The sequence below is a fragment of the Pseudomonas sp. St316 genome (assembly GCF_018325905.1).
GTDB lineage: Bacteria > Pseudomonadota > Gammaproteobacteria > Pseudomonadales > Pseudomonadaceae > Aquipseudomonas.
Map to the genome: position 1 here is coordinate 4834321 of NZ_AP021901.1, position 16020 is coordinate 4850340.

The following is a 16020-nucleotide window of genomic DNA, read 5'->3' on the forward strand; positions in this document are numbered from 1 at the left end:
GACGAGAGTAACCCAGCGCCGCTCAAGCTTCATCGTCCATGCCCGGTTGTGCCTGCAAGGGCAGGTGCAACGTGATGCAGGTGCCGCGACCCTCGAGGCCATCGGCCACGCTGATTCGCCCACCATGGGCCCCGACCATGCCCTGGCAGATGGCCAATCCCAACCCCGTGCCCTGCCCGCCCCGGTCACCGCGGGCGGCGGTATAGAACATGTCGAAGATTTTCTCTCGCTCTTGTTCAGGGATCCCGGGGCCCTCGTCAGCCACGGCAAAAAACACTTCGCTGTCGGTCGCCCCGGCGCTCAGCAGCAGCCGCCCTTGGGCCGGCGAGAATCGCGCGGCGTTCTCCAGCACGTTCACCAGGGCCTGTTCGATCAACGCCGCATGGACGTAAAGCAAGGGCAATTCAGCGGGCACCTCGACATTGAGCGCCAGCGGTACCAACACCGTCCGCAGGCGGTTCAGCGCGCTGCCGACGATATCGGCTGGCGACACCCAGTCTCGCGCCAGCTTCAGGGCCCCGTGGCCAAGACGGGTCATGTCCAGCAGGTTCTGGATATAGCGATCCAGCCGCTCAGCCTCATCGCGGGTGCCTTCAAGCAGTTCACGGCGATCGGCCAGTGGGATCGCCTCCCCCAGCGCCAGCAGGCTGTCGATGCTGCCGCGCATCGCGGTCAGCGGTGTGCGCAGATCGTGGGACACTGAAGCCAGCAAGGCGCTGCGCAGTTGTTCGGTTTCACCGTGCAGGCGCGCAGCTTCCAGGTCCTGGGCCAGTTGCGCCCGGGCCAGCGCCTGGGCCAAGGGTTGACTGAGGGCCGCCAGCAAACGCCGGCGCTGGCCACTCAGCGGCTTGCCTTCTTTCGGGCATACGCCCAACAGGGCCAACGGCCCGCCCTCCGCCGACAATGGCCACCACCACCAACGTCCGGACGGCAGTGTTCCGGTACCCGCGCCAGCCGGCTGATCGTGCTGCCAGGACCAATCGGCCGCGGCGCGCTCGGCCTCGGTGAACGTCAACGGCTCACCGCTCTCGATTTTCCAACCGCCCTGGCTGTCGCGGTTGAGCAGGCACAGTTGCAAGTCGTGCCACCCGTTGAGGTGCTGCGCGGCGGCGCTGATTACCGCCTGGCGGTCGGTGGCGGCCGTGAGTTTGCGAGACAGGTCGAGCAGTTCGCCGGTTTCCTGTTGGGTGTCGCGCAGGGCCTGCAACTGACGACGCTGGCGCGCGGCAAGGTTGCCAGTCAGGGCGGCCATGAGCAGGAAAAACACCAGCGTCAGCACGTCTTCTTCGCGCTGGATGGTGAAGGAAAAATTCGGCGGGATGAACAGGAAGTCATAGGCCAGGAACGACAGCGCCGCGCAGGCCAGCGCCGGGCCGAGGCTGCTGCGTACCGCCACCAGCAACACCGCCATCAGGAACACCAGGGAGATATTGGGCAACGCCAGCCACCCTGAAATACCCCAGGCCAACGCGCTGGCCGCCACAGTCGCCGTCAGCGCCAGCACATAATCGAACCCAGTCTGGACGGCGTTCGAACGCACGCGGGCGGGACGGGGCTGTTCATCGCTGTCCAGCACGTTGATTTCCAGGCCCCGGGCATCGCGCAGCAGGCGCGACGCGAGGCCGCCGCCAAACAGCCGTCGGCGCAGGCGTGGTCGAGACTGGCCCACCAGCACCAGGGTAGCGCGCCGTTCGCTGGCATGCTGAATCAGCGTCCTGGCCACTTCACCGGCCCGCAGCAGCACCACTTCGCCACCGAGGCGTTCGGCCAGTTGCTGGGCATTCTGCAGGCGCTGGCGCGAGGGCTCGTCACGGGCACGGCCGTTGTCCACATGCACCAGGCTCCACGGCAGATGCCGACGCTGTGCAACGCGGCTGGCATGGCGCACCAGGCGTTCGGCCTGCACGTCACCGTCCACCCCCACCAGCAAGCGTCCGCGCACTGCCGGCGCGGCCTGGCCCAATTGTCGATAACCCTGGGCCAAATCGTTGTCCACCTGGGCGGCGGCGGTCTGCATGGCCAGCTCACGCAACGCGGTCAGGTTGGTCTGGGTGAAAAACGCATCGATCGCCGCCCGGGCCTGCTCCGGCACGTAGACCTTGCCATCGCGCAGGCGCTCCAACAGCTCACGGGGAGGCAGGTCGATCAGCAGCAGTTCATCGGCCTCCTGCAGGACCCAATCGGGCAACGTCTCGCGCACCTGCACACCGGTGATACCACGCACTTGATCGTTGAGGCTTTCCAGATGCTGGACATTGACGGTGGTGTAGACGTCGATACCTGCCGCGAGCAGCTCTTGAATGTCCTGCCAGCGCTTTGCATGACGACTGCCGGGGGCGTTGCTGTGGGCCAGTTCGTCCACCAGGACCAGGGGCGGCCGGGCGGCGAGCAAGCCGTCGAGGTCCATTTCCTCAAGCATCACACCGCGATACTCCGAGCGCACCAAAGGTTGCTGCGCCAGGCCGCCGAGCAGTGCTTCGGTTTCGGTACGACCGTGAGTTTCCACCACCCCGGCGACGACGTTCACGCCTTGGCGTACTTGAGTGTGGGCCGCTTGCAGCATGGCGTAGGTCTTGCCGACACCGGGCGCCGCACCCAGGAAGACCTTGAGCCGGCCACGGTCGTTGCGGGGCAGATTGGCTAACAGTGCGTCGGCGCGGCCGGAGTCGCTCATGGCGTGGAAATCTCTTTCAAATATTGATCAAACACCCTGTGGGGAACCGGACCTGTGGGAGCAAAGCTTGCTCGCGATCAAGGCGACACGGTTCAACTGATGAACCGCGTTATCGTTCATCGCGAGCAAGCTTTGCTCCCACAGGCTTTGCTGCAGCAGGCTTTGCACCCTCAGGGGTCTACAGTTTTTCCAGGGCCAGGTTCAGCGCCAGCACATTCACCACTGGCGGGCCCACCCAGGGTCGCTCGGTGTTGTCATTGAGCAGTTGCTGCAGGGTCGAGACCGGCAGGTTGCGCGCCGCGGCGACACGCGCCAGTTGATAGGCAATCGCCGCCGGAGGCAAGTGCGGATCCAGCCCACTGCCGGAGGTGGTCAGCAACGCCAGCGGCACCGGGCCCTGGCTTTTGACCTGGAGAGACTGGGCCGCCTCGATCACCCGCGTCGCCAGGGCCGGATTGCTCGGGGAAAGATTGCTGGCGCCGCTGGCAACCGTGGCGAAGGCACCGGCCGACGGCCGTGGATGAAACCAGGCATCACCGGTGAAATCCTGGGCGATCAGCGTCGAGCCACGGACCTTGCCAGCGGCATCGACGATCAGGCTGCCATTGGCCTGGACGGGAAAGGCGACTTGCGCCACGCCGGTGACCACCAGCGGGTACGCGACACCGGTGAGCAGGGTCATCAGCAATAACAGGCTCAAGGCCGGGCGAATCAGAGTGGACATTTGAAAATCCTCGAATAAGAAACAGCTAAACTTCCGGGCAAGGAACTTGCTCGCGCTGGGCTCTGTAGGAGCTGGCGAAGCCTGCGATCTTTTGATCTTGATCTTGATCTTTCGCTTGGGATTCAAGTGTCTGGGGGAAGATCGCAGCCTCGTTGCACTCGACAGCTCCTACAGAGCTCCTACACAGCCCGGCGGGAGCAATCTTCCTGCAACAAAAATTGGCTCACCGCACGTCAGGCTCAAACCAGGTGCAACGCCGTCAGCAACATATCGATCGCCTTGATCCCCACGAACGGCACCACGATCCCGCCCAGGCCATAAATAAGCAGATTGCGTCGCAACAGCGCCGCCGCGCTTGCCGCTTGCACGCGCACACCGCGCAGGGCCAGGGGGATCAGCACGACGATGATCAGGGCGTTGAAGACAATGGCCGACACAATCGCGCTCTGCGGGCTGCTCAGGTGCATCACGTTCAACACGCCGAGCTGTGGATAAATCGAGGCGAACAGCGCCGGCAGGATCGCGAAGTACTTGGCGATGTCATTGGCGATGGAAAAGGTGGTCAGCGCCCCACGGGTCACCAGCAGTTCCTTGCCGATCTGCACCACATCCAGCAGTTTGGTCGGGTCGCTGTCGAGGTCGACCATGTTGGCCGCTTCCCGCGCGGCCTGGGTGCCGTCATTCATCGCCATGCCGACATCGGCCTGAGCCAGGGCCGGGGCGTCGTTGGCGCCGTCGCCGCACATGGCCACCAGCCGACCGTCATTTTGCTCATGACGGATACGCGCGAGTTTTTTCTCCGGCGTGGCCTCCGCCAGCACGTCATCGACACCGGCCTCGGCGGCAATCGCCGCGGCGGTCAACGGGTTGTCGCCGGTGACCATCACCGTGCGGATCCCCAGCTTGCGCAGCTCAGCAAAGCGCTCACGGATGCCGGGCTTGACCACGTCCTTGAGATGGATAGCGCCGAGCAGCTTACCGTCCACGCACACCAGCAACGGCGTGCCACCACTCTGGGCAATCTTGTCGACCTCCCGCGCCAGTGCTGAAGGCCACTCGGTTTTCGCCAGACCGATAAAGCTCAGCAACGAATCCACGGCGCCCTTGCGATAAACGCGCCCTTGATAATCGACGCCAGATAACCGGGTTTCTGCACTGAACGGCACCGCGGTCAACGCGTCGAGGCTGGGTTCGGGTTGCGCATGCAAACCTCGCAGGTACTCGACGATAGACTTACCCTCAGCCGTGTCATCGGCCAACGAAGCGAACAGCGCGCCTTCGGCCAGCTCTTGGGTGCTAACCCCTGGAGCGGCATAGACCGCTGTACAGCGACGATTGCCAAAGGTGATGGTGCCGGTCTTGTCCAGCATCAGCACATGCACGTCCCCCGCCGCTTCGACCGCACGGCCGGATTTGGCGATCACGTTCAGGCGCACCAACCGGTCCATCCCGGCGATGCCAATGGCCGACAGCAGCCCGCCGATGGTGGTGGGAATCAAGGTGACCAGCAGCGCCACCAGAAACACCAGCGGCAGCTTGGCGTTGGCGAAATGGGCGAACGGTTGCAGCGTCACCACCACCAACAGGAAGATCAGCGTCAGGCCGATCAACAGGATGTCCAGCGCCACCTCGTTCGGGGTTTTCTGGCGCTTGGCACCTTCGACCAAGGCGATCATGCGGTCCAGGGTAGACTCGCCGGGATTGCTGGTGATGCGTATCAGCAGCCAGTCGGAGACCAGCCGCGTATTGCCGGTGACGGCCGAGCGATCGCCGCCGGACTCGCGGATGACCGGCGCCGATTCGCCAGTGATCGCCGCCTCGTTGACCGCAGCAATGCCGTCGATCACTTCACCGTCGCCGGGGATCATGTCGCCGGCCTCGACGCGCACCACATCGCCTTTGCGCAGACGGGTGGCGGGGACGATTTCAAAGCCGGTGGCGGTCTGGCGACGTGCGTTGAGGCCTTCGCTGCCAGCCTTGAGGCTGTCGGCCCGGGCCTTGCCGCGGCCTTCGGCCAATGCTTCGGCGAAGTTGGCGAACAGCACGGTGAACCACAGCCACAGGGCAATTTGCGCGGCCACGAACGTCGGCACGGCACTGTCGGGGATGAAGCACAACACGGTAGTGAGGATCGCGGTCAGCTCCACCACCAGCATCACTGGCGCGCGGTACAACTGGCGTGGATCAAGCTTGACGAAGGCCTGCACCAGCGCCGGCCGCCAGAGGGCCGACAGGTGGGTCTTCGGTTGTTCCGGCGCCTTGGCGGCGACGGTTTTGCTCATCGGCATATTCATCATCAGGTCCTCAGAAGCCCATGCTCAGGTGTTCGGCAATCGGCCCCAGTGCCAGGGTCGGCAGGAAGGTCAAGCCGCCCACCAGCAAAATGGTCACGGTCAACAGGGTCACGAACAGCGGGCCGTGGGTGGGAAAGCTGTTCTGGCCAATCGGCGCGGTCTTCTTCAAGGCGAGGCTGCCGGCCAACGCCAGCACCGGCAGGATGTAGCCGAACCGGCCGATCAACATGCCCAGGCCCAACATCAGGTTGTGGAAAGGCGTGTTGGCGCCGAACCCGGCGAATGCCGAACCGTTGTTCGCGCCCGCCGAGGTGTAGGCGTACAACAACTGGCTGAAACCGTGGGCACCCGGGTTGCTCACCGCAGCGGCCGGGCCGGGCAGGCTCGCGGCGACGGCACCCAGCACCAGCACGCTCACGGGCATCACCAGCAGGGTTGCCACCAACAGTTGCACCTCCCGGGCGCCGAGCTTCTTGCCCAGGTATTCCGGGGTGCGACCGATCATCAAGCCGGCCAGGAACACCGCGATCAGCACGTTCAACAGCATGCCGTAGAGCCCGGCCCCGACGCCGCCGAAGATCACTTCGCCGACCATCATGTTCACCAGCGACACCATGCCACTGAGCGGGTTGAGGCTGTCGTGCATGGCGTTGACCGAGCCGTTGGAGGCCGCCGTGGTGGTCACTGACCACAGCACCGTGGCGGTGGTGCCGAAGCGTGCTTCCTTGCCTTCCAGCGGCGCAGTTTGCTCGACGGCCGCGTTGGTCAGGGCCGGGTTCGGTTGGTATTCGGCCCACAGTGACGTCGCGCCGCCGATCAGGAACAAGGCCAGCATGCAGGCGATGATCGCCCGGCTCTGGCGCAGGTCCTTGACGTAATGACCGAAGGTGAACACCAGCGCGGCGGGAATCAGGATGATCGAAGCGAGTTCAAACAGGTTGCTCCAGGCCGTCGGGTTCTCGAACGGGTGCGCCGAGTTGACGCCGAAGAAACCACCGCCGTTGGTGCCCAGTTGCTTGATCGCGATCTGGCTGGCGGCCGGCCCCAGTGGGATGACTTGGTCGACGCCCTGCAGCGTGACCCCGTGCACGTAATGCGCGAAGGTCTGCGGCACGCCCTGCCAGACCAGCAACAACGCCAGCAGCAGGCACAGCGGCAACAGCCCATAGAGGGTGGCGCGGGTCATGTCGACCCAGAAATTACCCAGCGTCGCGGCGGACTTGCGCCCGATGCCGCGACACAGCGCCACGAGCACGGCCAGGCCGGTGGCGGCGCTGACAAAGTTCTGCACGGTCAGGCCGACCATCTGGCTCAGGTAGCTCAGGGACGCTTCACCGCTGTAGGACTGCCAGTTGGTGTTGGTCATGAAACTCACGGCCGTGTTGAAAGCCTGCGTCCACTCCATGCCGGGCAGTTGCTCGGTATTGAGCGGCAGGTGTCCCTGCAGCAGGAGAATGGCGAACAGCAAGAAAAAACCCGCCAGGTTGAAGGCGAGCAAGGCCAGGGTGTATTTCTGCCAGCTCTGCTCGGCAGTGGAATCGACACCGGCCAGGCGATAGCAACCGCGCTCCACCGGGCCGAGGATCGGTGAAAGCCAAGTGCGCTGGCCTTCCATCACCCGGTAGTAAAAACGCCCCAGAAACGGTGCCGGAATCAGCACCAGGGCAAAAAAGCCGAGGATCAGCCCATAGTCATAACCGTGCATAGCCGCTCCTAGTTCCGATCGGCGCGCAACAGCGCAACCAGCAGATAAATGAACAGCGCCCCTGCCAGCAGCAGCGACACCCCGTCCAGAACACTCATGGGATTTCTCCGTGGTACGGCGTCGTGCCGTGTGTGGAGTGATTGTCGGCAGGGAGGCTGTAAAGGAACGAGATCGAGAGCGGGGCTGAGGGATAAAGAATTCGTAAAAAGTGTTGGCTGGACTGGCCTTATCGCGAGCAAGCTCGCTCCCAGATTGGATTTGCTGCGAATAAAGAATTTGCGCCCATTGAAGATTCCCTGTGGGAGCGAGCTTGCTCGCGATAAGGCCACACCAGGCACCAATGCTCTGAACTGGGGCATAAAACCAAGCCATCCGGTGGCGAACATCCCCGATACGACACGATTTCACCCATTACGACGGCTGTCACGACAATGGCACGCCCACTGCACTGCCCCTCCCCAGCGCTTTTGCTATGGATCGAGGGGAGCCACCGATGAACACACAACTCAAACCAACCCTGGGCACCCTGCATTTATGGGGCATTGCCGTCGGCCTGGTGATTTCCGGCGAGTATTTCGGCTGGAGCTACGGCTGGGGCGTGGCCGGAACACTGGGCTTTTTGGTGACGTCCTTCATGGTGGCGGCCATGTACACCTGCTTCATTTTCAGCTTCACCGAACTGACCACCGCCATTCCCCATGCCGGCGGGCCGTTTGCCTATAGCCGTCGGGCCTTTGGTGAGAAAGGCGGATTGATCGCCGGGCTGGCAACGCTGATCGAATTCGTCTTCGCCCCGCCGGCCATTGCCCTGGCCATCGGCGCCTACCTGAACGTGCAGTTCCCGGCCCTGGACCCGAAACACGCAGCAGTCGGCGCCTATATCGTGTTCATGGGGCTGAACATCCTCGGGGTCAAGCTGGCCGCGACGTTCGAGCTGATTGTCTGCGTACTGGCGGTGGTCGAACTGCTGGTGTTCATGGGCGTCGTGGCCCCGGCGTTCAGCTTCAGCAGCTTTGCCCTGAACGGCTGGGCGGGCTCCGATGTATTTGGCGCACCGGCCATTGCCGGGATGTTCGCCGCGATTCCCTTCGCCATCTGGTTCTTCCTGGCCATCGAAGGCGCGGCCATGGCCGCCGAAGAGGCCAAGGATCCGAAACGCACGATTCCCAAAGCCTACATCAGCGGCATCTTGACCCTGGTAGTCCTGGCGATGGGCGTGATGTTCTTTGCCGGCGGCGTCGGCGACTGGCGCACCCTGTCGAACATCAACGACCCCCTGCCCCAAGCCATGAAAACCGTGGTTGGTGAAAGCTCCGGCTGGCTGCACATGCTGGTGTGGATCGGCCTGTTCGGCCTGGTGGCGAGTTTCCACGGCATTATCCTCGGCTACTCGCGGCAGTTCTTCGCACTGGCCCGCGCCGGCTACCTGCCCGCCTCCCTGGCCAAACTGTCACGTTTCCAGACGCCGCACCGGGCCATCATCGCCGGTGGGCTGATCGGCATCGCGGCGATCTACAGCGACGGCCTGATCAACCTGGGCGGCATGACCCTGACGGCGGCGATGATCACCATGGCGGTGTTCGGCGCCATCGTCATGTACATCATGAGCATGCTCAGCCTGTTCAAATTGCGTAAAACCGAACCCAACCTGGAACGTACTTTCCGCGCACCGGGCTATCCGATCGTGCCAGGCATAGCCCTGGTACTGGCAGTGGTATGCCTGGTGGCGATGGCCTGGTTCAACGCGCTGATCGGGCTGATCTTCCTCGGCTTCATGGCGGTGGGTTTCGTCTACTTCATCCTCACCGCACAACTGCGCGCAGACGCTCCCGCCGATGCGATGCTGACCGGGCTTTGAGGTGAAGCGGACCGAACGGGCGTAGTATTGAACCACTGCGAGCAACCTTCGCTCATAAGTGGTAGGGGCAATGGATCGGCGAAATGTTCGCCCGTCCATGCCCCCTCAAGGAGAGCCCTATGCCCTGGTATGCCTGGTTAATCCTGATCGTCGCCATCGGCTCGATCGTGGGTGGTCTGATGATGCTGCGCGACACCGCCAACAAGGTCGAGTTGACCGATGAGCAACGCAAGCGTGTTGCCGAGCGCAATGCGGAAATGGATGCGAAGGAGGCCAAGGATCGCTGATTGCTGCCCGGCCTAACACTTTTGTGGCGAGGGGATTTATCCCCGCTGGGCTGCGCAGCAACCCCAAAACCTGCCACCCGGTGTGTCTGATCAACTGGGTGGGCTTTTGAAAGGGGCCGCTGCGCGCCCCAGCAGGGATAAATCCCCTCGCCACAAAAAGCCAGCACCTGCATCACTTTTCCCAATCCGCCTTGGCGATGTGCAAGCCATGCAACCCGTTGTAGGCCGCCCGCTCAGGTTGGCTCCACCCCTGCAGCAATGAATCCTCCAACCGATAGATCTCCACACCCAACGGGCGACAGACGCTAAGGGGATCCTGCGCATCGGGCCCCCACATCGCCAGCGACAGGTCACCACCCGGGCAGGTGGACAAGGCGCACAACAGATCGATCTCGGCAAAGAACTCCAGGTAATCGCCCTTCTGCGCCGGACAGGCCTTCATGAAATACATGTCGTCATGATTAAGTCCGGTGCATTGGAAAATATTCAGCACGTCATGCACATCGAACTCTGTCAGGCCGTGGGGCAACACCGCACGGGTCAGGTTCGAGTGGCAGTGATGATGGAAATCCTCCCCGGTCAGCATCTTGTTCACGTACGGATCACAACGCGTCCCCAGCAGGTCGTGCAGCCGTCCACCGTGCTCATCGATGCCGTAGCCGGCCAGGCTGTCATCGGTGATGGTCACCAAGGGCCGCAGAAATGGCAGGTTCGACCACAACCGATCATGGGTGCTGACGTGAGCGCCCTGAAGCTGACGCGTGCGCGCCGCCCACAGCCGCTCCCGCGGGTCATGGGCGTTCCAGACATTGAAGTCCCCTACCTGCGGACCCACCGGGGTCGTGACGCGGAACACGTGACCAGCGGGTACGTGCCAGGCGCGGCCGGTGCGGATGGGGACTTCGAACTGCTCGATCAGGGTGCGTTTGTCCTGCTGCGCGCGGATACGGTCGTAGAAGGGTTTGTCCGAGCCTTTGCTGACCTGGTAGGCGGCTGGGTAGTCTTTGTACATGGCGCGGGTCCTTGATCAGTGGTGATGGGTGGGTGTTAGCAGTTGCACAAGCAACTGCTCGGAATCGTCGAGGTAAAGACTCATCGCGTCGTGGGCCGCCAGCTTGTTGCCGTCGGCCAGGCAATCGTGGATATAACGGTCACGCGCTAGCCACGGCGCTTGGAAACGCGCCTCATCGGGCGCGGAGCTAAATACCAGGCGCAGTTGTGCAACCACATTGGTGAAAAAGTCATCAAGTAATGGACTGCGCATCAATCCGACGATGTGCTGATGGAACGCCAGGCCATGGGTACCAACCGAACGCCAGTCTTCACGCTCCCCAGCCAGACCCGCAGCCTCGAGGGCTTCGAGCATCCGATCGGACTGATACTCGCGCAATGGCTGGCTGCCCAAGATGGCTTGAAGCTCCAAGGTGCGACGGACCTTGAACAGATCTCGCACATCCTCGACACCTAACCTGCGGACCATCACGCCTTTGTTACGCACGTAACAGGTCAACCCTTCCTGGCCCAGGCGGTGTAACGCTTCGCGGATGGTGTTGCGCGAAGCGTTGTAGGCCGAGACCAGGTTATTCTCCACCAGCGCCATGCCTGGCAGCAGGCGCCCGCTGATGATGTCGGCGCGTAGCTCCAGGGTGATCTGGTCGGCTAGGCAGAGCGTGTTAGTCATGGAGGGAGGGCCTTGGATTGTTGAACAATCGGTTGGCTGTAGGTAATCATTATTTGTGCCAATGGTGGATACATTTCCAGGAGCTCGTCCAAAATTTGCACCCACCAGATAGCAAAAAGGCCAGTCAATTCGACCGGCCTCCTTCAATCAAAAACTCAATTCACTTCCAGCTTGTCACGATTCCTGTCGAGAATCGCCTTGCCAATCCCCTTGACCTCCAGCAGCTCTTCCACCGAAGAGAACGGCCCATTGCTCTCCCGATACGCAACAATCGCCTCGGCCTTGCCCTTCCCTATCCCTGACAGCTCGCGCTGCAGCGTGGCAGCATCCGCCCCGTTTAAATCCACTTTGGCGCTCTGCGTTTTGGTTGGCTGTTCCACGGCCTGCGGCGTAGCGACGGACTCGGGCTTGACCGTTGGGGCGGCGATAACAGCAATCGAGGCGCTGGTCAGAAAGGCAAAGATCAAAGAGTAGAAATAGCCTGTACGCATAAGTGACGCTCCATGACATCGTTAAGAGAGAAGCAGCTTTTCCGAAGCTGCCTCTCAAACTTAGGCGATGAGGTGTCGCTGTCAAAAATGTGTACGTTACAACGTATGTAACAATCAGGGTTCGAGACGACGTTGCTGGTAGATCCAGTCGACAATCTCGCCGTCCGGGGCGTAACCGCTGACAGTGTCCCTAAGTAGCTGGCGGACCCTGGCGTAATCATCCTGCTCAATGGCGGACAGCAACTCAGCCAACTTGGCCTTGAGCGTGTCCCAAGGAAGGTGGTCCTCGTTTGCACTCATGATCATCGGGTGCTGGGTGGCGACGACGTTGTCGCCAATCAGCAACTCCTCGTACAGCTTCTCGCCAGGGCGCAGGCCCGTGAACTCGATTGAAATATCGCCATGGGGGTTCTTTTCCGAACGCACGCTCAAGCCAGACAAGTGGATCATCTTTTCCGCCAGCTCGACAATCTTCACCGGCTCCCCCATGTCCAGCACGAAGACATCTCCACCCAAGCCCATGGAGCCCGCCTGGATCACCAGTTGGGCCGCTTCGGGGATGGTCATGAAATAGCGCGTGATCTTGGGATGGGTGACGGTCAATGGACCGCCGGACTTGATCTGCTTGTGGAACAGCGGAATGACCGAACCGGACGAGCCGAGTACGTTGCCAAACCTGACCATGGTGAAGCGGGTCTTGTTGACGCGTGAAACATTGGCCTGGTCGCCGAACAACACCGGTGCCAGTTCGCGGCTGAGGGCCTGCAAGGTCAACTCCGCAAGTCGCTTGGTACTGCCCATCACATTGGTTGGTCGCACGGCCTTGTCCGTCGAGATCAGCACGAAGTTCGACACGCCCGCCTGCAACGCGGCCTGCGCGGTGTTCAACGTACCTATCACATTGTTGAGGACGCCCTCAGCGATATTGTGCTCGACCATCGGCACATGCTTATAGGCAGCGGCGTGATAGACCGTGTCGACGCTCCACGTCTTCATCACATCCAGCAGCTTGTCCTGGTCTCGTACCGACCCGAGGATAGGCAACAGGCGAACGGACAGGGACTCTCGGGCAATCCGGGGCTCCAGCTCGGACAGGATGCTGTAGAGATTGAACTCGCTGTGCTCGAAAAGCAGCAGCGTCGTCGGCTTCAACGCCAGGATCTGCCGGCACAGTTCTGAACCGATCGAGCCGCCCGCCCCGGTCACGAGTACCGATTGGCCCGCGATGCAATGTTCAAGCAAATCAGCTTGCGCGGGCACCGAGTCACGTCCCAGCAAGTCCGCGATATCCACCTCCTGAATATCATCGACCTTGACCCGGCCGCTGGCCAGGTCCATGAAGCCGGGGACGCTGCGCACATGCAGCGGAAAACCCTCGAGCAACGTCAATATTTCCCGGCGTCGCCCCCGGGATGATGACGGGATAGCCAGCAGAATCTCCTGGGCACCGGTTGCATCGATTATCTTCTGGATATTACTCGGCTCGTAGACCTGCAATCCGGCGATCACCCGGTCGGCAATGCTGCTGTCATCGTCGATGAAAGCTACTGGTCGCATGACCCGCCCCATGCGCAAGGCGGCCACAAGTTGGTTGCCGGCGGCCCCGGCACCATAGATCGCGACCCTGGGCAAGCCATCGTCGCGGCTCGTAAAGGGTACATGCTGCGCCGCAGCGAACCAATCGCCCAGGAAATACTGCCGCATCATCAGGCGCAGGCCGCCAATCATGATCAGGCTGAGCCACCAGTAATTGAAAATGATGGAGCGCGGTACGACGGTCTTGTGGTTGCTGTACCAATACACCACCAAGGCCAGCAACAATGCCGAAAGGCTGACCGCCTTGCAGATCGTGATCAGGGCATCGTTACCGAAATAACGCATGACGGCGCGATACATGCCAAAGCGAATGAAGATCGGTATGGCAACCAGCGGTGCTGAACCAAATAGCCACAGGTGCGTTTCAATCGGGCTCGCCAATGCCTCGACACCGAGCCGAACGACGAACGCAAGCCACAGGGCGAACCAGACAAGGACGATATCTGTCGCCACCTGGATCGCCCGCTTGTGGCGTCTTGGTAATCCGAGCAAAGCTATTCTTAGCTTATCCATGAACCCTTTACGCACCTTGGGCCACTCCCGTCGCGAATCCGCTCCTATCGAACGTATAGGCGCCGCGCATCCTCGATAAAACGGTCATCAGAAACGCACCCGTATCAATACTTGAGAATAGACCCGATCCAGCGTCATGGTTTGTTCAACGGTCCTTAAGTTTGGGGACCATGCGTCGTTGCTGAAATATCCAATCGACAATTTCTCCCTCCGGGGTATAACCGCAGACCACTTCGCGCAACTGCATGCGCACCCGTGAATATTCATCCTTGCCAACGGCCGACATCAATTCATCCAGTTTGACCTTGAGTCCCTCCCAGGGCAGATGATCCTCATTGGCGCTCATGATCATCGGGTGCGGGGTCGCGACCACATTGTCCCCGATCAGCAGTTCTTCATAGAGTTTTTCACCTGGCCGCAGTCCGGTAAATTCGATCGCGATATCACCGTGCAGGTTTTTCTCGGATCGCACGCTCAAGCCTGACAGAAGGACCATCTTCTCTGCCAACTCGGCAATCTTCACCGGCTCACCCATGTCCAGCACGAAGACGTCCCCTCCGCGTCCCATCGAACCCGCCTGGATCACCAACTGGGCGGCCTCTGGAATGGTCATGAAGTAACGGGTGATATTGGGATGGGTGACGGTGATGGGGCCGCCGGACTTGATCTGTTGCCGGAAGCGCGGGATAACCGAGCCGGACGATCCCAGCACGTTACCAAAGCGCACCATGACGAAACGGGTCTTGTTGACCCGGGCGACATTCCCGCTGTCTGCGTACAGCACCGGGGCGACCTCTTGGCTCAGGGCCTGCAGCACCATTTCCGCCAGACGCTTGGTACTGCCCATGATGTTGGTCGGGCGCACGGCCTTGTCGGTGGAAATGAGCACGAAATTTTCGACCTGGGCCTTCAGCGCCGCTTGTGCGGTGTTCAATGTACCGATGACATTGTTGAGCATGCCTTCGGAGATGTTGTGCTCGACCAGGGGCACATGCTTGTAGGCGGCGGCGTGATACACCGTCTCGACCTTCCAGGAGGCCATGGTGTCGAACAGTTTATTCGCGTTGCGTACGGATCCCAGGATCGGCAATACATTGACCGGAATCGATTGCCGGGTGATGGTCTCTTCCAGTTCGCTCAAGATGCTGTAGAGGTTGAACTCACTGTGATCGAACAGCAGCAATGTGGTCGGCTGCAGGGCGAGAATCTGGCGGCAGAGCTCGGAACCGATCGAGCCGCCCGCTCCCGTGACCAGTACCACCTTGCCCTGGATGCAGCGCGACAGCAGCGCAGGTTGTGCAGGCACCGCATCGCGCCCCAACAAGTCGGCGATATCCACCTCCTGGATGTCGTCAACCTTCACCCGACCGCTGGCCAGGTCCATGAAACCCGGAACGCTGCGTACGTGCAGTGGATAACCTTCGAGATACCCCAGGATTTCACGTCGACGCGCCCGGCTCGCCGACGGAACGGCCAACAACACTTCCTGGGCCCCGGTGAGTTCGATCATCTTCTGGATGTGTTTGGGCTTGAACACCTTTAGGCCGGAAATCATGCGGTTCGCGATACTGACATCGTCATCGATGAACGCCACCGGCTGCATGTCTCGACCAATGCGCAAGGCCGCCACCAACTGATTGCCGGCGGCACCGGCGCCATAGATCGCTACCTTGGTGAGCCCCGTGGTGCGGTTCACGAAAGGCACGTGGTGGGCCGGGATGAACCAATCGCCCATGAAGTACTGGCGCATGAGCAGTCGCAGACCGCCGATCATCACCAAACTGAGCCACCAATAGTTGAAAATGACGGAGCGTGGCACGGGGGCCATGTCGGCGACGCCCCAATACACCACGAGCGCCAATACCAGCGCACTCAGGCTGACCGCCTTGATGATCGCGATGAGGGCGTCGTTCCCCAGGTAGCGCATGACCGCACGATACATCCCGAATCGGATGAACATGGGGATGGCTATCAACGAAGCGCTGAACATCAGCCATGGATGATGGATGAACGGGTTGACCATATCGTCCAAGCCAAGGCGCACCACGAATGCCAGCCACAAGGCGAGCCAGACCAACAGTACATCGGTCATGACCTGAAGCAGGCGTTTCTGCCGACGAGGCAAACCTAGCAGTGCGACGCGAAGTCTATCCATGAATGTTTCCAACACCTTATCGCTCCTACCATTCTCGTGAAG

General features: G+C 61.4%; 12 protein-coding genes. 2 read left to right on the forward strand and 10 right to left on the reverse strand.

From position 1 onward, the window contains the following. Positions 1-22: 22 nt before the first annotated feature. From KI237_RS21510 to kdpF, 5 genes are all read right to left on the reverse strand, one after another. Entirely contained in the window at positions 23-2674 is a 2652-nt protein-coding gene (locus tag KI237_RS21510; RefSeq protein WP_212796964.1) for a DUF4118 domain-containing protein, read from the reverse strand. A gap of 178 nt (positions 2675-2852) precedes the next feature. Next, positions 2853-3398, reverse strand: a complete 546-nt coding sequence (gene kdpC / locus KI237_RS21515) for a potassium-transporting ATPase subunit KdpC (protein ID WP_212796965.1) — start codon at positions 3396-3398, stop codon at positions 2853-2855. A gap of 239 nt (positions 3399-3637) precedes the next feature. Beyond that, the gene (gene kdpB, locus KI237_RS21520; protein ID WP_212796966.1) at positions 3638-5692 is read right to left on the reverse strand and encodes a potassium-transporting ATPase subunit KdpB; all 2055 of its coding nucleotides are present in this window, start codon (positions 5690-5692) and stop codon (positions 3638-3640) included. A 10-nt stretch (positions 5693-5702) separates the two neighbouring features. Further along, positions 5703-7397, reverse strand: a complete 1695-nt coding sequence (gene kdpA, locus KI237_RS21525) for a potassium-transporting ATPase subunit KdpA (protein WP_212796967.1) — start codon at positions 7395-7397, stop codon at positions 5703-5705. An 8-nt stretch (positions 7398-7405) separates the two neighbouring features. After that, positions 7406-7495 carry a K(+)-transporting ATPase subunit F gene (kdpF, locus tag KI237_RS21530; protein WP_032833236.1) on the reverse strand — a complete coding sequence of 30 codons (90 nt, stop codon included), beginning with the start codon at positions 7493-7495 and terminating at the stop codon, positions 7406-7408. A gap of 395 nt (positions 7496-7890) precedes the next feature. Between kdpF and eat the strand changes: the two genes are divergently transcribed. Then, a complete protein-coding gene (gene eat, locus KI237_RS21535) occupies positions 7891-9255 on the forward strand; it encodes an ethanolamine permease (RefSeq protein WP_212796968.1) in 1365 nt (454 codons plus the stop codon). 119 nt (positions 9256-9374) lie between these two features. Beyond that, on the forward strand, positions 9375-9542 hold the full coding sequence (locus KI237_RS21540) for a DUF2897 family protein (RefSeq protein WP_003183831.1): 168 nt from the start codon (positions 9375-9377) through the stop codon (positions 9540-9542). A 172-nt stretch (positions 9543-9714) separates the two neighbouring features. Here the strand turns inward: KI237_RS21540 and KI237_RS21545 are convergent, their stop codons facing one another. The 5 genes from KI237_RS21545 to KI237_RS21565 all read right to left on the reverse strand — a co-directional run bounded on the left by KI237_RS21545 (position 9715) and on the right by KI237_RS21565 (position 15978). Beyond that, on the reverse strand, positions 9715-10554 hold the full coding sequence (locus KI237_RS21545; protein ID WP_212796969.1) for an urea carboxylase-associated family protein: 840 nt from the start codon (positions 10552-10554) through the stop codon (positions 9715-9717). 15 nt (positions 10555-10569) lie between these two features. After that, the gene (locus KI237_RS21550; protein ID WP_212796970.1) at positions 10570-11223 is read right to left on the reverse strand and encodes a GntR family transcriptional regulator; all 654 of its coding nucleotides are present in this window, start codon (positions 11221-11223) and stop codon (positions 10570-10572) included. Positions 11224-11378: 155 nt separating this feature from the next. Further along, a complete protein-coding gene (locus tag KI237_RS21555) occupies positions 11379-11714 on the reverse strand; it encodes a ComEA family DNA-binding protein (RefSeq protein ID WP_212796971.1) in 336 nt (111 codons plus the stop codon). A gap of 114 nt (positions 11715-11828) precedes the next feature. Then, on the reverse strand, positions 11829-13823 hold the full coding sequence (locus KI237_RS21560; protein WP_212796972.1) for a polysaccharide biosynthesis protein: 1995 nt from the start codon (positions 13821-13823) through the stop codon (positions 11829-11831). A gap of 145 nt (positions 13824-13968) precedes the next feature. Next, entirely contained in the window at positions 13969-15978 is a 2010-nt protein-coding gene (locus KI237_RS21565) for a polysaccharide biosynthesis protein (RefSeq protein ID WP_212796973.1), read from the reverse strand. Between the last annotated feature and the right edge of the window lie 42 nt (positions 15979-16020).

Coding starts and splice junctions, on each gene's coding strand:
- KI237_RS21560 (WP_212796972.1), bottom strand. CDS start 13,823: ATGGATAAGCTAAGAATAGCTTTGCTCGGATTACCAAGACGCCACAAG.
- KI237_RS21545 (WP_212796969.1), bottom strand. CDS start 10,554: ATGTACAAAGACTACCCAGCCGCCTACCAGGTCAGCAAAGGCTCGGAC.
- KI237_RS21510 (WP_212796964.1), bottom strand. CDS start 2,674: ATGAGCGACTCCGGCCGCGCCGACGCACTGTTAGCCAATCTGCCCCGC.
- kdpC (WP_212796965.1), bottom strand. CDS start 3,398: ATGTCCACTCTGATTCGCCCGGCCTTGAGCCTGTTATTGCTGATGACC.
- KI237_RS21550 (WP_212796970.1), bottom strand. CDS start 11,223: ATGACTAACACGCTCTGCCTAGCCGACCAGATCACCCTGGAGCTACGC.
- KI237_RS21540 (WP_003183831.1), top strand. CDS start 9,375: ATGCCCTGGTATGCCTGGTTAATCCTGATCGTCGCCATCGGCTCGATC.
- kdpF (WP_032833236.1), bottom strand. CDS start 7,495: ATGAGTGTTCTGGACGGGGTGTCGCTGCTGCTGGCAGGGGCGCTGTTC.
- kdpB (WP_212796966.1), bottom strand. CDS start 5,692: ATGAATATGCCGATGAGCAAAACCGTCGCCGCCAAGGCGCCGGAACAA.
- KI237_RS21555 (WP_212796971.1), bottom strand. CDS start 11,714: ATGCGTACAGGCTATTTCTACTCTTTGATCTTTGCCTTTCTGACCAGC.
- KI237_RS21565 (WP_212796973.1), bottom strand. CDS start 15,978: ATGGATAGACTTCGCGTCGCACTGCTAGGTTTGCCTCGTCGGCAGAAA.
- kdpA (WP_212796967.1), bottom strand. CDS start 7,397: ATGCACGGTTATGACTATGGGCTGATCCTCGGCTTTTTTGCCCTGGTG.
- eat (WP_212796968.1), top strand. CDS start 7,891: ATGAACACACAACTCAAACCAACCCTGGGCACCCTGCATTTATGGGGC.